Genomic DNA, 14,365 nt, shown 5'->3' with positions numbered 1-14,365 from the left:
GCGCCTTCTAGGCCGCTCTGGCAATCGCGTCGGCTTCTTTGCCGCCGGCGGCCCAAGCGGCGAGGTGTGTAACAAGTGCTTCAGCAGACGCGGTGCGGTAGTTGTCTACCGCGGCGGCATATTCGCTGCGGTGGCGGGTGAAGTAAACCTCGGGCACAGCGAAACCGCGCGGATCCAAGCCTGTATGCACTGCGGCAAGGCGGGAAGCCACGCGGGCGACGAGGCCGCTGCGAGGGCCGAAAAACTGGCTGGCAGCAATTTCGGCATGAACCACGCTCGGCAGCAGGAAGTCGAAGGCAGGACCGCTCCCCTGCGCGATAAGCCGACCCAGCCCTTGCAGTCGTGCGCTTTCGCCGACTGGGATACCGGTGCCACCGGCCGCGACGTCGATGCGCGCTAATACCTGCAGTGGCGCCCGGGCGAAGGAGCGCACCGTGGCGTCGAGGAGCTCCGGCGCGGCCACGGAATAGGCGCTAACGGCGCTGGCCAGCGGTCCATCTTTCATATCTTCTGGGCCCGGATGTGGGGGGATGGCGTGTCCATCCAACGCCACGCTGGCACGGGCGCCGCGTATGAGGGACTCTGCGGAGATGACCTTAAACTTCCGCAATCCTGCAGGTCGGCGGTGCGCTCGGGCGATGGCGGCGGCGGCTTTTTCTGCACTTTCTTTCACCCCCGGCAGGCGAAACAGCGGGGATAACGCGTCATTTTCTGACATATCCATTAGGATAGCCGTGGAAGTCCCTAAGCATGCGTGGCACCATGGGATAATAGTGATTCCATTATTATTAGGGACATTACAAGGTTTAGATAAACGCGAGGAGATTTAATCGTGAGCAACGATGGACTTTTTACCGACGGTACTGATCAATTTGCACCGAAGGTGAACTCTATCCCTTTGAGTGACGTGGATACATCCTCGTCCGAGACTTCGGTGGGCCAGCTGGTCTCCAATGCTACCGAGCAGATGTCCCAGCTCGTGCGCTCCGAGGTGGAGCTGGCTAAGACCGAGCTGGCAGAGTCCGCAAAGAAGGGCGGCATCGGTGCCGGCTTCTTCGGCGGCGCTGGCACCATCGCGCTGTATAGCTCTTTCTTCTTTTTCTTCTTCTTGGCAGAGCTCCTCGCCGTCTGGCTCGACCGCTGGGCAGCGTTCCTGATCGTCTTTTTGATCATGATCGTGATCGCCGGCATCCTGGCCTTCGTTGGACTGAAGAACGTCAAGCAGGTCAAGGCCCCGCAGAAGACCATTGACTCCACCAAGGAACTCAAGAACCTGGTTCCGGGCAAGGCGCAGAAGTCCCTGGACCGTAAGAACACCCACGGCCTCTACACCTAAACCAACACGCGCCACGCACACGCACCACGCCACGCGTTCGTGCACTCTCTATCCGCCCTAGCTAGCCTGGGGCGGATTTTGTGTACTTCCTCCCTTTCCTCTACCGTTTCTGCCCCAACTATAGAAAGGCGGCACAATGGCCTTCGCACCCTTGCCTCCCTCAACGGTGGAGCTGGATGGACCGTTTGCGCATGAGTTCGTCCACACCCGCGGCATCCGCTTACACGTGGCCACAGCGGGCGATAGCTCGCACCCCCTGGTGGTGCTAATCCACGGCGCCTTCGGCGGATGGTTTGACTATCAAGACGTCATTGCGCCGCTTGCGCAGCGCGGTTTTCACGTCGCGGCCGTGGACATGCGAGGCTTTGGCATGTCCGATAAGCCGCCCATCGATGCGGGGCAGGATATCCGCACCTTGGTAGGAGATATTAGCGGCCTCATCCAGGCCTTGGGCCATGACGACGCCTTTGTAGTAGGCGCCGATACCGGCGGCGCGGTAGCGTGGTGTCTGGCTGCTGAGCGCCCCGAGCGGGTACGCGGCTTGGCTTCCATCTCTGCCGCTCACCCGGTAGATTTGCGCCGCGCGATTGCCGCCCGCCCGTGGGATTTCGGGTGGATCAACCTGCGTTCCCTATTGTGCCGCCTGCCCCGCATCACCCGCGCGCAGAACCTGCTGCTCAGCCCGCGCGCCTACCGCAAGGAACTGGAGCTGGATACGGGCGCTTCGCTTGCCGGAGCCACCTTTGACCGCATCCTCGATCTCCGCCTGCGTGCCTCCCGCATCGGCAGCGTGCGCCGCGGCATCCTCTGGAACCACCGCATGCGCACCGCAGTTGTACCCCTGACCTGGGTGGAATTAGCGGTAAAACGACCTGTACTTTTTATCCACGCCCAGCAGCGGCTGTGGAACCCCGTCGTCCGCCGCGCCGCCATGCGCGCCGGCCGCGAATTTACCGCTACAACCGTCCCCGGTGCGAAGAACCTACCGCACCTGGAAGCACCTGCGGACTTCATCTCCACGCTGGCGGCGTGGCTACGAGAACATAGCTAGTGCGCCACGCACTCCCCGGTATCTACCGGGTGGGTAAGCTGCGTGACATCTCCGACCTGGCGGTTGACCTCATCAGCAGTTAGGGCATAGCCCGTCTCGGTGTCATCTACCGAGGCGCCAAAGACCACGCCGAGGACCTCGCCGGCCGTATTGACCAGCGGTCCGCCGGAATTTCCTTGCTGGATATTGCCGCGCACGGTGTAGGAATCGCGCTCCACATGCCCGTGGGAGTAAATATCCGGGCCGGAAATGGTGATGCGATCGCGCACACGTGCCATCTCGGCGTCAAAAGGACCGGAATGCGGGAAGCCCATGACCATGGCATCATCGCCCGTCTGGGCCGAGGCCTGGGCCCACGGCAACGGATCGATGCCCAGATCGCGCGCATGTAGCACCGCCACATCCACGTCCGGGTTGTAATAGACCACGGTGGCGTCCTTAAGACCCAACTTGGTATCGAGGCGCACAGTCTGCGTACCGGCCACCACGTGGGCATTGGTAATCACGTAGTCATCGGCCGTTACGAAGCCGGAACCCATGAGGCGGCGGGAGCACTCTTCGGCGTCGCCTAGCACGTGAATAATGGAGGGCCGCATCCGGCGCACCAACTCCGGATCCTGCACGTCTGGGTCCGGCTCTTCTACCTCCTCAGTACTAATAGAGTTTTGCCACGGCGACACTAATGGCGGCAGGCCGGACTCATTGAGCATCGCCGCGACGCCATTAGGCAGCGCCGCTACCCGCGCCGGCGCGGCCGAGTTGAGGTTGCCCAGAATGCGCGATTCACGCAGCCCCTGACCAGCCGCGCCGCCTAAGTTGGTAGCCACGGGGATAGAAATCAACCAGATAACCACCAGAGCGGCAAATGCTTGGAATACCGCACCCACCGCAGAATCGAGGCGCTGCGTCGTGCGCGCCTTCATGCGGTCGCGCACACTGCCACCCAACGAGGAGCCGATGAGCTGTCCGATGCCCACAAAAAGCACCAAAATTCCTACCAAAAGCAGCAAGCGCAACGAGGGCTGTTCCACCAGACGCAGCGCGGCCGGTGCCACGGCAATGCCCAACACTATCCCAGCGCCGACGCCAATGGAGGCCAATACCGCCGCGAGGGCGCCATTGCGCCACCCACTCAGTAGCGCCACAAGGACGGCGACCACGATCAGGCCGTCAACGATAAGCGCAGGAGTCATGGCTATGGGTTCTTTCTATCTGGGAGTTAAGACGTACACGTACCGCGGCACAAGCGGTTAGGACATCTTCTCATTATTGCGGGAGTTTTTGAGGGAGTCACGCAGGTCCATGACTGAATTGTTATCCCAAGGAACACTCCACCCGGAGTGTTGCAAGAGCGCTGAAAGCACTCCGGCGGTAAAGCCCCAAATAACATAACCATTGGCATGGAATGCTGGTCCTTGCCATTTTCTAAAGCCCACCACGAAGCGATTGCGTGGATCGACCAACTCCCGGATGGGCATGAGAAATACGTCATCGGTTTCATCTGGGCTGGCGGGATAGACCTCCCCCGGCTGGGTCCAATGCGCCAGTATCGGGCTCACCGGATTGCCGGTGGCGCGAATATGCAGCTGGTCCCACTGTTCCAATGGGGTCACGGAATTTCGCTGCAGGTCCGTTTCTTCCCAGGCTTCCCGCAGCGCAGTATCCACCAGCGAGGTATCAGCGGGATCTCGGCGGCCGCCTGGGAAGGCGATCTGCCCGGAGTGCGAACGCATGGACGGCGAGCGGTGCGTGAGCAAGATGCTGCCGTTCTCCACGCTCTCGCCGCTAAGCAGCATGAGCACGGCCGCCTCCCGTTTGACCGGCACCTGCACATTGGTGCCATTGAGCGACGAGGCTTGGCGGTTGTCAATGAGCTCTTGCACCTGACTGGGGTCTACGCCCAACGCCGGCTTCAGCCATTCTGGCGTGCGCTCGGGAAGCAGTTGGCTCATGCCGCAATCGCCTCCTCCACGGCTTTTTCAATCTCCGCAGCGGAGCTAAACGGCTGTGCAAATTGTTTGCGCACCTTACCGTTCTGGAGCACCACGGTGACCGGTACCACGCCCGGCAGCCCCAGCTCACCGGCAAATTTATTATCCGAATCCTGGAAGCTCGGCAGATCCACTCCCAAGTCATTCAAGAAAGCCGCACCATTTCCCGCGTTCTTATCCGCGTGCACACCCACGACCTGCCATTCTGGGTGCTCCTCCGCCACCTCCTGCAGATAGGGAAGCTCCGCGCGGCACGGCTGGCACCACCACGCCCATACGTTGACTACGCTCACGCCTTCATCGGTGTGTTTTCCGGCGGCTTCACCGCCCAGACACTCCAGCTCCACCCCGGCCACGGTGCCAGACGGGCAGTCCGGGCGCTGCGGTATTTCTTGCGGGCTTGCCTCGCCTGACGGCGCCCCCTCATCTCCGTCCCCACCCCGCAATTGCAAGACGCCCACTACCGCGATAACGGCAACGAGGATCGCGGCAATCACCGTGCCAAGGACGTAGTTCTTCATACCGTTAGCCTAGCGCCCAACACCGGTCGGGCACATATCCCGCAGCACGCATGCTTTACACTCCGGCGTGCGCGCATGGCATATCTGACGCCCATGAGAGATGACGCGGTGCGAGAACATCGTCCACTCTTCTTCTGGCAAAAGCTTGGCGATGTCCCGCTCAATCTTAACCGGCGTCTTCTCCCCCGTTAGCCCGAGCCGCTGCATGAGGCGGCCGAAGTGCGTATCCACCGTCAGCCCGGGAATCCCGAAGGCGTTTCCGAGCACCACCAGCGCGGTCTTGCGCCCCACGCCGGGCAGGCTAGTGAGCTCTTTGACCGTGCGCGGGACCTCGCCTGCAAAATCTGCCACCAACTTCTCCCCGATGCCCAAAAGATGGCCCGCCTTGGCGCGCTGAAATCCCAAGGGGCGCAGGATGCGTTCCAGATCCGAGCGCTGGGCCGCTGCATAATCCGCCGCCTCTGGGTACCGGGCAAAGAGTTCAGGGGTCACCGAATTCACGCGTTCATCCGTGCATTGGGCCGACAATACCGTGGCTACCAAGAGCTGCAGTGGGGAGTCATAGTCCAAGGCGCATCGCGCATCCGGATACTCCTGTGCCAAGCGGCTATTTATCTCTGGTGCCCGTAACTCCGGCGCGCTGGCCGCAGACAGTGCTGAATTCATGGGATAAAGCTTAGTAGACTAGGAAAACATGATTTCACTCGTAATTCTGGTACCGCTTGCCATCGCCCTTTTTGCCCTTTTGATGGAAAAGCTCGAGGCGGTCGTTTTCGCTGACTAAGCAGCAAACCTGCTGGCCGGAATCGTGCCTTTAGCACGATCAGAGTTTCTATACTGTGACAAATATTCACTAAAATACCAAAAGTGACCAATTACACTGTAAGATGAAATGCGTTACACAGTGACCCCGCTTGTTCCGCATTGTCGAGTGCATGAAAGACCGCACCCAGATGTGGCACAGGCTCATCTATGGACTTTCGTAGTCGACATCCAAGGAGTAAAACGTGGAAGGCGTACAGGACATCCTCTCCCGCGCCGGAATCTTCCAAGGCGTTGATCCCGTTGCAGTGCAGCATCTAATCGAGCAGATGGAGACCGTGCGCTACCCGCGCGGAACCACCATCTTCGACGAAGGCGAGCCTGGTGACCGTTTGTACATCATCACCTCGGGCAAGATTAAGCTCGCCCGCCACGCTCCGGATGGCCGCGAAAACCTCCTGACTGTCATGGGGCCGTCCGATATGTTCGGCGAGCTATCCATCTTCGATCCGGGCCCGCGCACCTCCTCCGCAGTATGCGTGACAGAGGTTCAGGCAGCCACCATGAACTCCGAGCTGCTCAAGAAGTGGGTAGGTGACCACCCCGAAATCGCGCAGCAGCTACTGCGTGTACTGGCTCGCCGCTTGCGCCGTACCAATGCCAACCTGGCCGATCTCATCTTCACCGATGTTCCGGGCCGCGTGGCAAAGACCTTGCTGCAGCTGGCTAACCGCTTCGGCGTCCAGGAAGGCAGCGCTCTGCGTGTAAACCACGATCTCACTCAGGAAGAGATTGCCCAGCTGGTCGGCGCTTCCCGTGAGACCGTCAACAAGGCGCTCGCTACCTTTGCACACCGCGGCTGGATCCGCCTCGAGGGTAAGTCCGTGCTCATCGTCGATACCGAGCACCTCGCTCGCCGCGCTCGCTAACCTCAGGCCAGCTCATCACCCCGCTGCGGCGGGGTTTCGCTGGTTTTCACCGCGTTTGCGCGGCATCACCAGCCCTGGGCATAATTAAGCCCCTCTTCCCGCAGTGTCAGGAGGAGGGGCGAATGGAGATACTACTTATTTAGCCTCACCATCCAAGTACTTCAGCGCGGTGCGTGTGGACTGCTCCGCAGCGTGGCGTAACACCGGATCCACATCGTCATACATTTCATTGACCAGGGTATTGAGATCTACGTCCTCACCCAGGCGGGAGCGGATCTCCTTGATCTGGCTCAGGCGGTAATGGCGGCGGTCAATGTACTTGCGAGCCACCTGGGAGGTGTCATCCAGGTCCGGACCGTGCCCTGGGAACAGCGCGATGTCTTTGCCTCGCTCTTCTAGGGTATCCAGGGTCTGCAAGTAGTCGGCCAAGTTACCGTCCGTTTCCGAAAGGAGGACGGTGTGGCGGCCGGCGATGGTGTCGCCGGAAATGATGCCCTCAAGGCGAGAGTTTTCTACTTCACCACTCCACACGAAAAAGCAGGTGGAATCCGCGGTATGGCCCGGAGAGTGAACTACCTCGAGACGCGGGGTAATGCCATCGAGGGAGATATGCTCACCATCCTGGAGAGCCTCAGCACCATTGCAGTAGCTCGGATCGAAGGCACGGATGGGGGCGCCGGTCATCTGCCGCAAGCGCTGCGCTCCTGAAGCATGGTCATCATGGCGGTGGGTAATCAAAATCAAAGCCACCTCGCCTGCGTTGCGGTGCACAACGTTGAGATGGCCTTCGTCCTCGGGACCGGGATCCACGACGATCGCCCGAGAGTCTTCAGCGGCGCGAATAATCCAGGTATTCGTACCCTCAAGAGCGGTGTAGCTGGGATTATCGCAAAGGACAACGCCAACGGATTGGCTGACGGGACGCAATTGACTATATGCAGGGTGCTCCATAGTTACTAGCCTATCCGATCAAGCAGCGATTTCTACGATTAGTTCGATCTCTACCGGCGCGTTCTTAGGCAACGCAGCCACACCCACGGCGGAGCGAGCATGCGTGCCGGCGTCCCCAAAGACGTCACCGATGAAATCGGAGGCACCGTTGATCACAACCGGCTGATCTTCAAAGTCCGGGTCAGAGGCCACGAACCCCACGATTTTTACCACGCGGGAAATATTATCCAGGCCCACCTCGGCATCGATGGCTGCGAGCGCATTCAGCGCCGCGATGCGAGCCTGTTCCTGGGCCTGCTCCGTGGTGAGATCGGCACCGACCTTACCGGTCAACGGCAAGGCACCTTCCACCAAGGGGAGCTGGCCCGAGGTCCAGACCTGATTACCCACGCGCACGGCCGGCACATAGGAGGCTAGCGGCTTGGCGACGCCCGGTAGCTCGTACCCCAGCTCCCGCAAGCGAGCATGAAAGCCCATTTACTCTGCCACCTCGCGCTTGAAATAGGCCACCACGTTTTCCGGGTTAGGGCCCGGGGTGACGGTGACCAGTTCCCAGCCGTCTTCACCCCAAGAATCGAGGATCTGCTTGGTGGCGTGGGTAAGGACAGGTGCGGTTGCGTATTCCCATTTAGTCATAGGGCCTATTCTATCTATTAAACACGCCCCACGCCGTCTAAATTCTTAAATCCCGACGAGCTCGCCGCCCTCGGCCAAGTAGTGCGCCCAGTCGGTAATGTGGGGGTTCTTACGCAGCAGGGCACGGCGCTGACGCTCGGTCAGCCCGCCCCAAACGCCGAACTCGACGCGATTATCCAGAGCATCGGCGCGGCATTCGTTGAGCACCGGGCAGTGGCGACAAATGACAGCCGCCTTGCGCTGTTCTGCACCGCGCACAAATAGGGCATCCGGGTCACCCTTGCGGCATTTAGCCTGGGTAACCCACTCACCACGCTCGGGATTTCGGGCTGTATTAGACATTCCAGCAGTCTTCACACGAACGGTCATGGGTGAGTGTGCTCCTTCCCAGACGGAATACTATGTAACGCACCTCAGTCTATTCATCCAGGCAGAAGATTGTCTAACACGTCACACTTTAGGGGGTGCGAGTGATCTTCCACCTACCAAGGCCGACCACGTAGTGTATTGGGCGTGACTGTCTTCAAATCTTTGGCCAAGATAGCCCTGTCCACGGTCTTGGTAGGTGCGCTTATCGCCCTGGCTCTTGCCCCCTTTGCGGGCATTTCCGGGGTGGCGATTGCCCGCACTAACGAAACCATGCAATCTGACCTGCAAGATCTGACCGCCGGCAATATCCCTGGCGTAACCACGATCAAGGACGCCAAGGGCAAAAACATGGCCTATGTCTTCAGCCAGCGCCGTCACCCGGTGGAGAGCAAGAAGATTTCCTCAGCCATGAAAGACGCCATCGTCTCCATTGAGGACGAACGTTTTTATGAACATGAAGGCGTGGACTTCCAGGGCAATTTTCGCGCCCTGTGGACCAACCTGACCTCAGGCGGCGTCTCCCAGGGCGCTTCCACCATCGATCAGCAGTACGTAAAAAACTACTTATTGCTGGTCTCTGCCACCACTGATGAAGAACGCGCCGCAGCCACCGAGCAATCCATAGCCCGCAAGCTGCGCGAGATGCGCATGGCCACCAAGATGGATGAAGAGCTAGATAAGGATGAAATCCTCACCAACTATCTCAACTTGGTGTCCTTTGGTAACCATGCGTATGGCGTCGAAGCAGCGGCCCGCACCTACTTTGGCACGCATGCTTCCGAGCTGACGGTACCGCAAGCAGCGATGCTGGCCGGCATGGTCCAATCCTCTGAACGCCTCAACCCCTATACCAATGCCGAGGAAGTAACCCAGCGACGCAATCTGGTCCTGCAATCCATGGCGGAGAACGGCCATATCGAGCAGCAGGAAGCGGATAAGTATAAGGAGGAGAAGCTGGGCGTCGGCAAGAAGCCCAAGACGCTTGCCAATGGCTGTATCGGCGCAGGCGACCGCGGTTTCTTTTGCGATTATGTACTAAAGTACCTGAATAAGAAAGGTATTAGCGAGGAGCAACTGGCACGCGGCGGCTACACCATCAAGACCACACTGGACCCAACGGTGCAGGATAAGGCGCTTCAGTCCGTGCAAAGCCACACCAGCCCAGACGCGCAAGGCGTGGCCGAGGTCATGAACGTCATCAAGCCCAGCAAATCGGACCGCAAGGTGCTGGCCATGGTCTCCTCCCGTGACTATGGCCTAGACCTAGATAAAAATGAGACCATCTTGCCGCAGCCCTATTCCCTGGTGGGCAATGGCGCAGGTTCGGTTTTTAAAGTCTTTACCGCCGCGGCCGCACTCGAGGCAGGCTACGGCATCAAAAATACCGTGGACGTACCCACCCGCTATGAGGCAGAAGGCCTGGGCCATGGCGGCGCTGAAGGATGCCCGGCCAACCGCTACTGCGTGGAAAACGCCGGCTCCTACAAGGCCACGATGACGCTGCAAGAAGCGCTGGCACACTCACCCAATACGCCGTTTATCAAGCTCACGGAGCAGGTAGGCGTGGCTCCCATCGTTGATATGGCCGTGCGCTTAGGTCTGCGCTCCTATGATGATAAGGGCAGCTTTGATAAGGACACCTCGATTGCCCAGCACACTAAGGAAGCCAATTCGGGTTCCTTTACCCTAGGCCCGGACCAGGTCAACCCGCTGGAGCTATCCAATGTAGGCGCCACGCTGGCTGCGGATGGTAAATGGTGCGAGCCCAACCCTATCTCCCAGGTCACGGATAAGGAAGGCAATGAGGTCTACCTGAAGGAAACCCCGTGCGAGCAAGCAGTAGATAAGGGCGTCGCCCGCGCCATGAGCAATGCCCTATCCGAAGACGCCAAGCAGGGCACGGCCAAGGATGCAGCCCAGGCAGCCGGCTATTCCAGCCCAATCGCGGCCAAGACCGGTACCACCGAGTCCAACCAATCCTCTGCTTTCCTGGGATTCAACGAGGGCATTTCCGCAGCGCCTTATATCTATAACGACGGCACTTCCACCGTCCCACTGTGTACCGGACCAGTACGCCAGTGCGCGGGTTGGGGCAACCTCTATGGTGGTTTGGAGCCGGCGCAGACCTTCTTCAGCATGGCCTCGCAGTTGCCCATAGCAACCAAGGCCGGACTGCCTAATTACGACAAGAAATACGACAACGGCACCACGGCCGATAAGACCTTGGATAGCCTGCGGGGCAAATCCGAGGCCGAGGCGCGCCAAGCCTTGGAGTCAAAGGGCTACGTGGTGAAAACCTCCCGCGTGATAGGCGGCGATGTGCCTTATGGCCGCGTGGTGCGCGCCATTACCGGCAAGGACGGAAAGAAGAAGGGCGCGGAGATTACGCTGCAGCTTTCCGACGGCGCCGGGGCCTCCCAATCCCCCTCCTCCGGCGTGGCCGACGCTAACTCCACCGGCGCACAAAATAGCACCGGCGGCGGTGCTGCCGACGGCGCTACTAACCCGGGCCGCTCAACTGGCGGTACAGGCGGTGGAAATGGCAACGGCGGTGGCGGTCGCGGTGGGTTCTCGCCAGAGGACTTTGGCATCCGCCAAGAGGATATCGATAATTTTGCCAACGATATCCGCAGCCTACTTGGCCGCTAGGCTCCACCCGTTACGGTCTCGCCCGCTTTAGCTCAGCTGGGCCTTGACCTCCGCGGATAGGCGCTTGCCGTCCGCCTGGCCGGCAGCCTTAGCATTGGCCACCTTCATTACTGCACCCATCTGCTTCATGGTGGGTGCTTCGCCGTTTTCGGCCTCAACCTCTGCAATGGATTCCTTTACCAAGGCCTGCAGCTCGGAGTCGTCTAGCTGGCGGGGCTGGTAGGCCTCGAAGAAGGGGACGTCGGCAAGCTCGGCTTCAGCCAACTCTGGACGCCCATTTTCCGCATAGACCTCGGCGGACTCGCGGCGCTTTTTAATTTCGCGCGCAATGACCTTAAGGATGTCGGCGTCCTCCAGCTCGTGCCGGGAGCCATTGGTTTCCTCGGCCTGGATGGCAGCCAACAAGGCACGGATGGCGCTGGTGCGCTGCTTCTCCTTCGCCTTCATTGCGGTTTTCAGATCTGCACGGATGGTTTGTTTTAGCTCGCTCATGCCTATCAATGTACGCCAGGTAGGGTGGTAGCCGTGAAACTTTTACGTATTCTTGGCGGCCTCACCGCTGCGGGCCTGGGCGCCGCGGCCTGGGGCTATAGCGAACTGACCAAATTCGAGCTCAAGGAATATACGCTCCCTCTCCTGCCCAAGGGCGCCCTGCGTGGCAAGCCGGAATTTCGGCTGCTCCACCTTTCTGATCTGCACATGATTCCGGGCCAAGAGACCAAGATTGCCTGGGTCTCCGCCCTCGACGCCTTGGAGCCGGACCTCGTAGTCAACACCGGCGATAATCTCTCCGATCAGCAGGCCGTACCCGATACGCTGCGTGCTCTCGGTCCACTGCTGGCCCGGCCCGGTCTCTTCGTCTTCGGTACCAATGACTACTGGGCTCCACAGCCGGTCAATCCCTTCAAGTACCTGCTGGGCAAAAAGCGCGAACCCTCCTATGTAGATCTGCCCTGGCGCGGTATGCGCGCCGCATTTTTAGAGCATGGCTGGCGCGATGCCAACCAGGCCCGGCATGAATTCAAGGTGGGAAATGTCCGCCTCGCCGCCGCTGGCGTGGACGATCCACACCACGATCTGGATGACTACTCCGAAATCGCGGGTCCGCCCAACGAGGATGCCGACTTGTCCTTAGCTCTCCTCCACGCTCCCGAACCCCGCGTGCTGGAGAAATTCGCGGCCGACGGCTATCAGCTCTCGCTGTCTGGCCACACCCACGGCGGCCAAATTTGCCTGCCTGGATCCCGTGCGCTGGTGACCAATTGCGGCATCGATCGCGACCGCGTGCAGGGCCTCCATGATTTCGGCCCAATGAAGATGCACGTCTCCAATGGCTTGGGCACCTCCAAATTTGCTCCCGTACGCATCTTCTGCCGGCCTTCCGCCACACTGCTGAAAATCACCGAGAAGGTCTAAACCCAGCCACCTGCCGTTTTGTTGATTGCGCTCAGGTTGCGTTAAAGTATCCGAGTACCGCTTTTCAAGGCGGAACGCCGGGATATGGCGCAGCTTGGTAGCGCGCTTCGTTCGGGACGAAGAGGTCGCAGGTTCAAATCCTGTTATCCCGACCATCAGCCCGCAGCTTTGCTGCGGGCCTTTTTCATAGCTACGCCAGCATTCCCGTAAACAGCGCTACGGCGACCAAGCTGGCGGAAAATAGCCACGCAATGGGGAAAGCCAGCTTGAGATATTTACCCATCTGACCTTCCGCGAGCCCCAACGCCAGCCATAATGCGGGCGAGAAGGGCGAGACGAAGGTGCCCACCACGTTGCCAATGATGAGCGCGCAGGCCGCTCCCATACCACTGACCCCAAAGCTTTCTACGGTTTCCTGGACAATGGGAAGGACCGAGAAGTAATAGGCGTCCGTCGAGGTCAACAAGTCAAGCGGTACACCAAAGAAACCCACGATGACGTGCAGATGCGGTGCGACGCCCTCCGGCAAGACGTTGACTAGGGTCAGGGCAATCTCTTCGAGCATCTTCGTTTCATTGAGAACGCCAAGGAACATCGCCGCCGCAAGAATGACGCCTGCCATGGCCAATGCATTAGGCGCATGACGCCGCAGGGCCTCGCCTTGTTCCATGGGACCACTGAAGTTAATGGCCAGGGCAATCGTGGTGGCGACGAGGAAAGCTGGGGCGGGCGGGACTACACCGGATAGCAGAGCAACTAAGACCGCGAGAGCAACCACGATGTTGACCACGGTAACCCAGCGTCCGGTGCGAAAGTGGTATCCCAATTTATGTTGTTCGCGCACCTGTGCAGCTGCGAATTCCTCGGCCAATTCATTAACGTCTACTGCGGTGCTGCCTGCTATTTCGCCGCTTTCCCGCAAAGTCGCCACACGGCGCTGTTCCTTCCATCCCAAAAGCGCAGCCAAAATGAATACCAACACAATCGCTACGCCTTGAATAGGTAGAAGCTGCACCCAGATAGCATTGGGCTCTTGATCGACCACGGCACCAGCCCGGCCAAGCGGGCCTCCCCAAGGAATCATATTCATTACGGAAGCGGCCATCGCCACAATGGTGATAAGCACGTAGCGCGACATATTCAGCGCACGATAGAGCGGGAGTAGCGCGGGGATGGTGATAAGGAAGGTGGTAGAACCAGACCCATCGAGGTGCGCCACTATGCCAATCGCCGCAGTACCCAACGTTACGGCCATGATTTTTCCGCGGGTGGCCTTGATGAGCGCGCGGATAACCGGGGTAAACAGGCCAACATCTTGCAATATGCCAAAGAAGATGATGGCAAAGATAAACATCACCACAACGTTGATGACGGAACTTAAGCCTTCGCTGAAAAAGTCAGAAATTTCACCTAGACCAAATCCGCACACTAAGGCACCGACTACGGGTACCAATGTCATGGGAATGATGGGATTTACCCGGCCGCGGATTAAAATTCCCACCGTCACGAAGATAATGATGAGGCCCACGACCGTGAGCCCGAGCGGGGTCTGCATAGTGCTCCTTCATAAATCGACAGCCCGCCATGTCGCATGCGACAAAGATAGGCGGGTGTGACTCAGATTAAACCCTAGCCATTGGTAGCACTACTACCACCCCCCAAAAAATTCACACCGCTTTGAATTGAATTGCCTATAGATAAGCGTCGCCAAAAGCGGCATGCAAAGCGCGGAAACTAACCCACCCCGAAAACGG

General features: G+C 59.4%; 16 protein-coding genes and 1 tRNA gene. 6 read left to right on the top strand and 11 right to left on the bottom strand.

Annotation, left to right across the window (positions count from 1 at the left end):
* Window positions 1–7 precede the first annotated feature (7 nt).
* A complete protein-coding gene (locus L8V22_RS04110; RefSeq protein ID WP_238800609.1) occupies window positions 8–724 on the bottom strand; it encodes an oxidoreductase in 717 nt (238 codons plus the stop codon).
* Between the two features lie 108 nt (window positions 725–832).
* Between L8V22_RS04110 and L8V22_RS04105 the strand changes: the two genes are divergently transcribed.
* Window positions 833–1,336: a phage holin family protein gene (locus tag L8V22_RS04105; RefSeq protein WP_420839948.1), complete on the top strand. Its 504-nt coding sequence runs from the start codon at window positions 833–835 to the stop codon at window positions 1,334–1,336.
* 136 nt (window positions 1,337–1,472) lie between these two features.
* Window positions 1,473–2,387, top strand: a complete 915-nt coding sequence (locus L8V22_RS04100) for an alpha/beta fold hydrolase (RefSeq protein WP_238800611.1) — start codon at window positions 1,473–1,475, stop codon at window positions 2,385–2,387.
* Here the strand turns inward: L8V22_RS04100 and L8V22_RS04095 are convergent.
* Genes L8V22_RS04095 through nth form a run of 4 tightly spaced genes read right to left on the bottom strand, consistent with a single transcriptional unit; the run spans window position 2,384 to window position 5,565 of the window.
* Entirely contained in the window at window positions 2,384–3,580 is a 1,197-nt protein-coding gene (locus L8V22_RS04095) for a MarP family serine protease (protein ID WP_238800613.1), read from the bottom strand. The two genes, L8V22_RS04100 and L8V22_RS04095, sit on opposite strands and share 4 nt — an antisense overlap.
* A 57-nt stretch (window positions 3,581–3,637) precedes the next feature.
* On the bottom strand, window positions 3,638–4,339 hold the full coding sequence (locus tag L8V22_RS04090; RefSeq protein ID WP_269966405.1) for an NUDIX hydrolase: 702 nt from the start codon (window positions 4,337–4,339) through the stop codon (window positions 3,638–3,640).
* Window positions 4,336–4,899 carry a TlpA family protein disulfide reductase gene (locus L8V22_RS04085; protein WP_238800617.1) on the bottom strand — a complete coding sequence of 188 codons (564 nt, stop codon included), beginning with the start codon at window positions 4,897–4,899 and terminating at the stop codon, window positions 4,336–4,338. Before L8V22_RS04085 ends, L8V22_RS04090 begins: the two co-directional genes overlap by 4 nt.
* A gap of 9 nt (window positions 4,900–4,908) precedes the next feature.
* The gene (nth, locus tag L8V22_RS04080) at window positions 4,909–5,565 is read right to left on the bottom strand and encodes an endonuclease III (RefSeq protein ID WP_238800619.1); all 657 of its coding nucleotides are present in this window, start codon (window positions 5,563–5,565) and stop codon (window positions 4,909–4,911) included.
* A 341-nt stretch (window positions 5,566–5,906) separates the two neighbouring features.
* Here nth and glxR point away from each other — a divergent pair, with 341 nt between their 5' ends.
* The gene (gene glxR, locus L8V22_RS04075) at window positions 5,907–6,590 is read left to right on the top strand and encodes a CRP-like cAMP-activated global transcriptional regulator GlxR (RefSeq protein ID WP_005323128.1); all 684 of its coding nucleotides are present in this window, start codon (window positions 5,907–5,909) and stop codon (window positions 6,588–6,590) included.
* A 135-nt stretch (window positions 6,591–6,725) separates the two neighbouring features.
* Here the strand turns inward: glxR and L8V22_RS04070 are convergent, their stop codons facing one another.
* The 4 genes from L8V22_RS04070 to L8V22_RS04055 are packed head-to-tail and all read right to left on the bottom strand — an operon-like array spanning window position 6,726 to window position 8,546.
* Window positions 6,726–7,541: an MBL fold metallo-hydrolase gene (locus L8V22_RS04070; protein WP_238800621.1), complete on the bottom strand. Its 816-nt coding sequence runs from the start codon at window positions 7,539–7,541 to the stop codon at window positions 6,726–6,728.
* 18 nt (window positions 7,542–7,559) lie between these two features.
* Window positions 7,560–8,018 carry a RidA family protein gene (locus L8V22_RS04065; RefSeq protein ID WP_238800623.1) on the bottom strand — a complete coding sequence of 153 codons (459 nt, stop codon included), beginning with the start codon at window positions 8,016–8,018 and terminating at the stop codon, window positions 7,560–7,562.
* On the bottom strand, window positions 8,019–8,177 hold the full coding sequence (locus L8V22_RS04060; RefSeq protein ID WP_005323131.1) for a Sp36 family protein: 159 nt from the start codon (window positions 8,175–8,177) through the stop codon (window positions 8,019–8,021).
* A 45-nt stretch (window positions 8,178–8,222) separates the two neighbouring features.
* Window positions 8,223–8,546, bottom strand: coding sequence for a WhiB family transcriptional regulator (locus L8V22_RS04055; protein WP_238800624.1), 324 nt, complete (start codon window positions 8,544–8,546; stop codon window positions 8,223–8,225).
* A gap of 144 nt (window positions 8,547–8,690) precedes the next feature.
* Between L8V22_RS04055 and L8V22_RS04050 the strand changes: the two genes are divergently transcribed.
* A complete protein-coding gene (locus L8V22_RS04050; RefSeq protein ID WP_238800625.1) occupies window positions 8,691–11,195 on the top strand; it encodes a transglycosylase domain-containing protein in 2,505 nt (834 codons plus the stop codon).
* 27 nt (window positions 11,196–11,222) lie between these two features.
* On the opposite strand, the gene L8V22_RS04045 is transcribed toward L8V22_RS04050, so the two are convergent.
* Window positions 11,223–11,687 carry a GatB/YqeY domain-containing protein gene (locus L8V22_RS04045; protein ID WP_238800627.1) on the bottom strand — a complete coding sequence of 155 codons (465 nt, stop codon included), beginning with the start codon at window positions 11,685–11,687 and terminating at the stop codon, window positions 11,223–11,225.
* 33 nt (window positions 11,688–11,720) lie between these two features.
* On the opposite strand from L8V22_RS04045, the gene L8V22_RS04040 reads away from it, so the two are divergent.
* Together L8V22_RS04040 and L8V22_RS04035 are read left to right on the top strand one after the other, a co-directional pair.
* On the top strand, window positions 11,721–12,611 hold the full coding sequence (locus tag L8V22_RS04040) for a metallophosphoesterase (protein WP_238800629.1): 891 nt from the start codon (window positions 11,721–11,723) through the stop codon (window positions 12,609–12,611).
* 78 nt (window positions 12,612–12,689) lie between these two features.
* Window positions 12,690–12,766 (top strand) — tRNA-Pro (locus L8V22_RS04035).
* Between the two features lie 35 nt (window positions 12,767–12,801).
* Here the strand turns inward: L8V22_RS04035 and L8V22_RS04030 are convergent.
* Window positions 12,802–14,166 (bottom strand): CitMHS family transporter, encoded by a 1,365-nt coding sequence (locus L8V22_RS04030; RefSeq protein WP_238800631.1) that lies wholly within the window; start codon window positions 14,164–14,166, stop codon window positions 12,802–12,804.
* Window positions 14,167–14,365: the final 199 nt, after the last annotated feature.

This window comes from Corynebacterium yonathiae (assembly GCF_027570195.1).
Lineage (GTDB): Bacteria > Actinomycetota > Actinomycetes > Mycobacteriales > Mycobacteriaceae > Corynebacterium > Corynebacterium yonathiae.
The sequence above is the reverse complement of the archived record's forward strand: the minus strand, read 5'-3'. Positions and strand labels throughout refer to the sequence as shown.

Coding starts and splice junctions, on each gene's coding strand:
- L8V22_RS04085 (WP_238800617.1), bottom strand. CDS start 4,899: ATGAAGAACTACGTCCTTGGCACGGTGATTGCCGCGATCCTCGTTGCC.
- L8V22_RS04090 (WP_269966405.1), bottom strand. CDS start 4,339: ATGAGCCAACTGCTTCCCGAGCGCACGCCAGAATGGCTGAAGCCGGCG.
- L8V22_RS04030 (WP_238800631.1), bottom strand. CDS start 14,166: ATGCAGACCCCGCTCGGGCTCACGGTCGTGGGCCTCATCATTATCTTC.
- L8V22_RS04095 (WP_238800613.1), bottom strand. CDS start 3,580: ATGACTCCTGCGCTTATCGTTGACGGCCTGATCGTGGTCGCCGTCCTT.
- nth (WP_238800619.1), bottom strand. CDS start 5,565: ATGAATTCAGCACTGTCTGCGGCCAGCGCGCCGGAGTTACGGGCACCA.
- L8V22_RS04070 (WP_238800621.1), bottom strand. CDS start 7,541: ATGGAGCACCCTGCATATAGTCAATTGCGTCCCGTCAGCCAATCCGTT.
- L8V22_RS04110 (WP_238800609.1), bottom strand. CDS start 724: ATGGATATGTCAGAAAATGACGCGTTATCCCCGCTGTTTCGCCTGCCG.
- L8V22_RS04060 (WP_005323131.1), bottom strand. CDS start 8,177: ATGACTAAATGGGAATACGCAACCGCACCTGTCCTTACCCACGCCACC.
- L8V22_RS04065 (WP_238800623.1), bottom strand. CDS start 8,018: ATGGGCTTTCATGCTCGCTTGCGGGAGCTGGGGTACGAGCTACCGGGC.
- L8V22_RS04100 (WP_238800611.1), top strand. CDS start 1,473: ATGGCCTTCGCACCCTTGCCTCCCTCAACGGTGGAGCTGGATGGACCG.
- L8V22_RS04045 (WP_238800627.1), bottom strand. CDS start 11,687: ATGAGCGAGCTAAAACAAACCATCCGTGCAGATCTGAAAACCGCAATG.
- L8V22_RS04055 (WP_238800624.1), bottom strand. CDS start 8,546: ATGACCGTTCGTGTGAAGACTGCTGGAATGTCTAATACAGCCCGAAAT.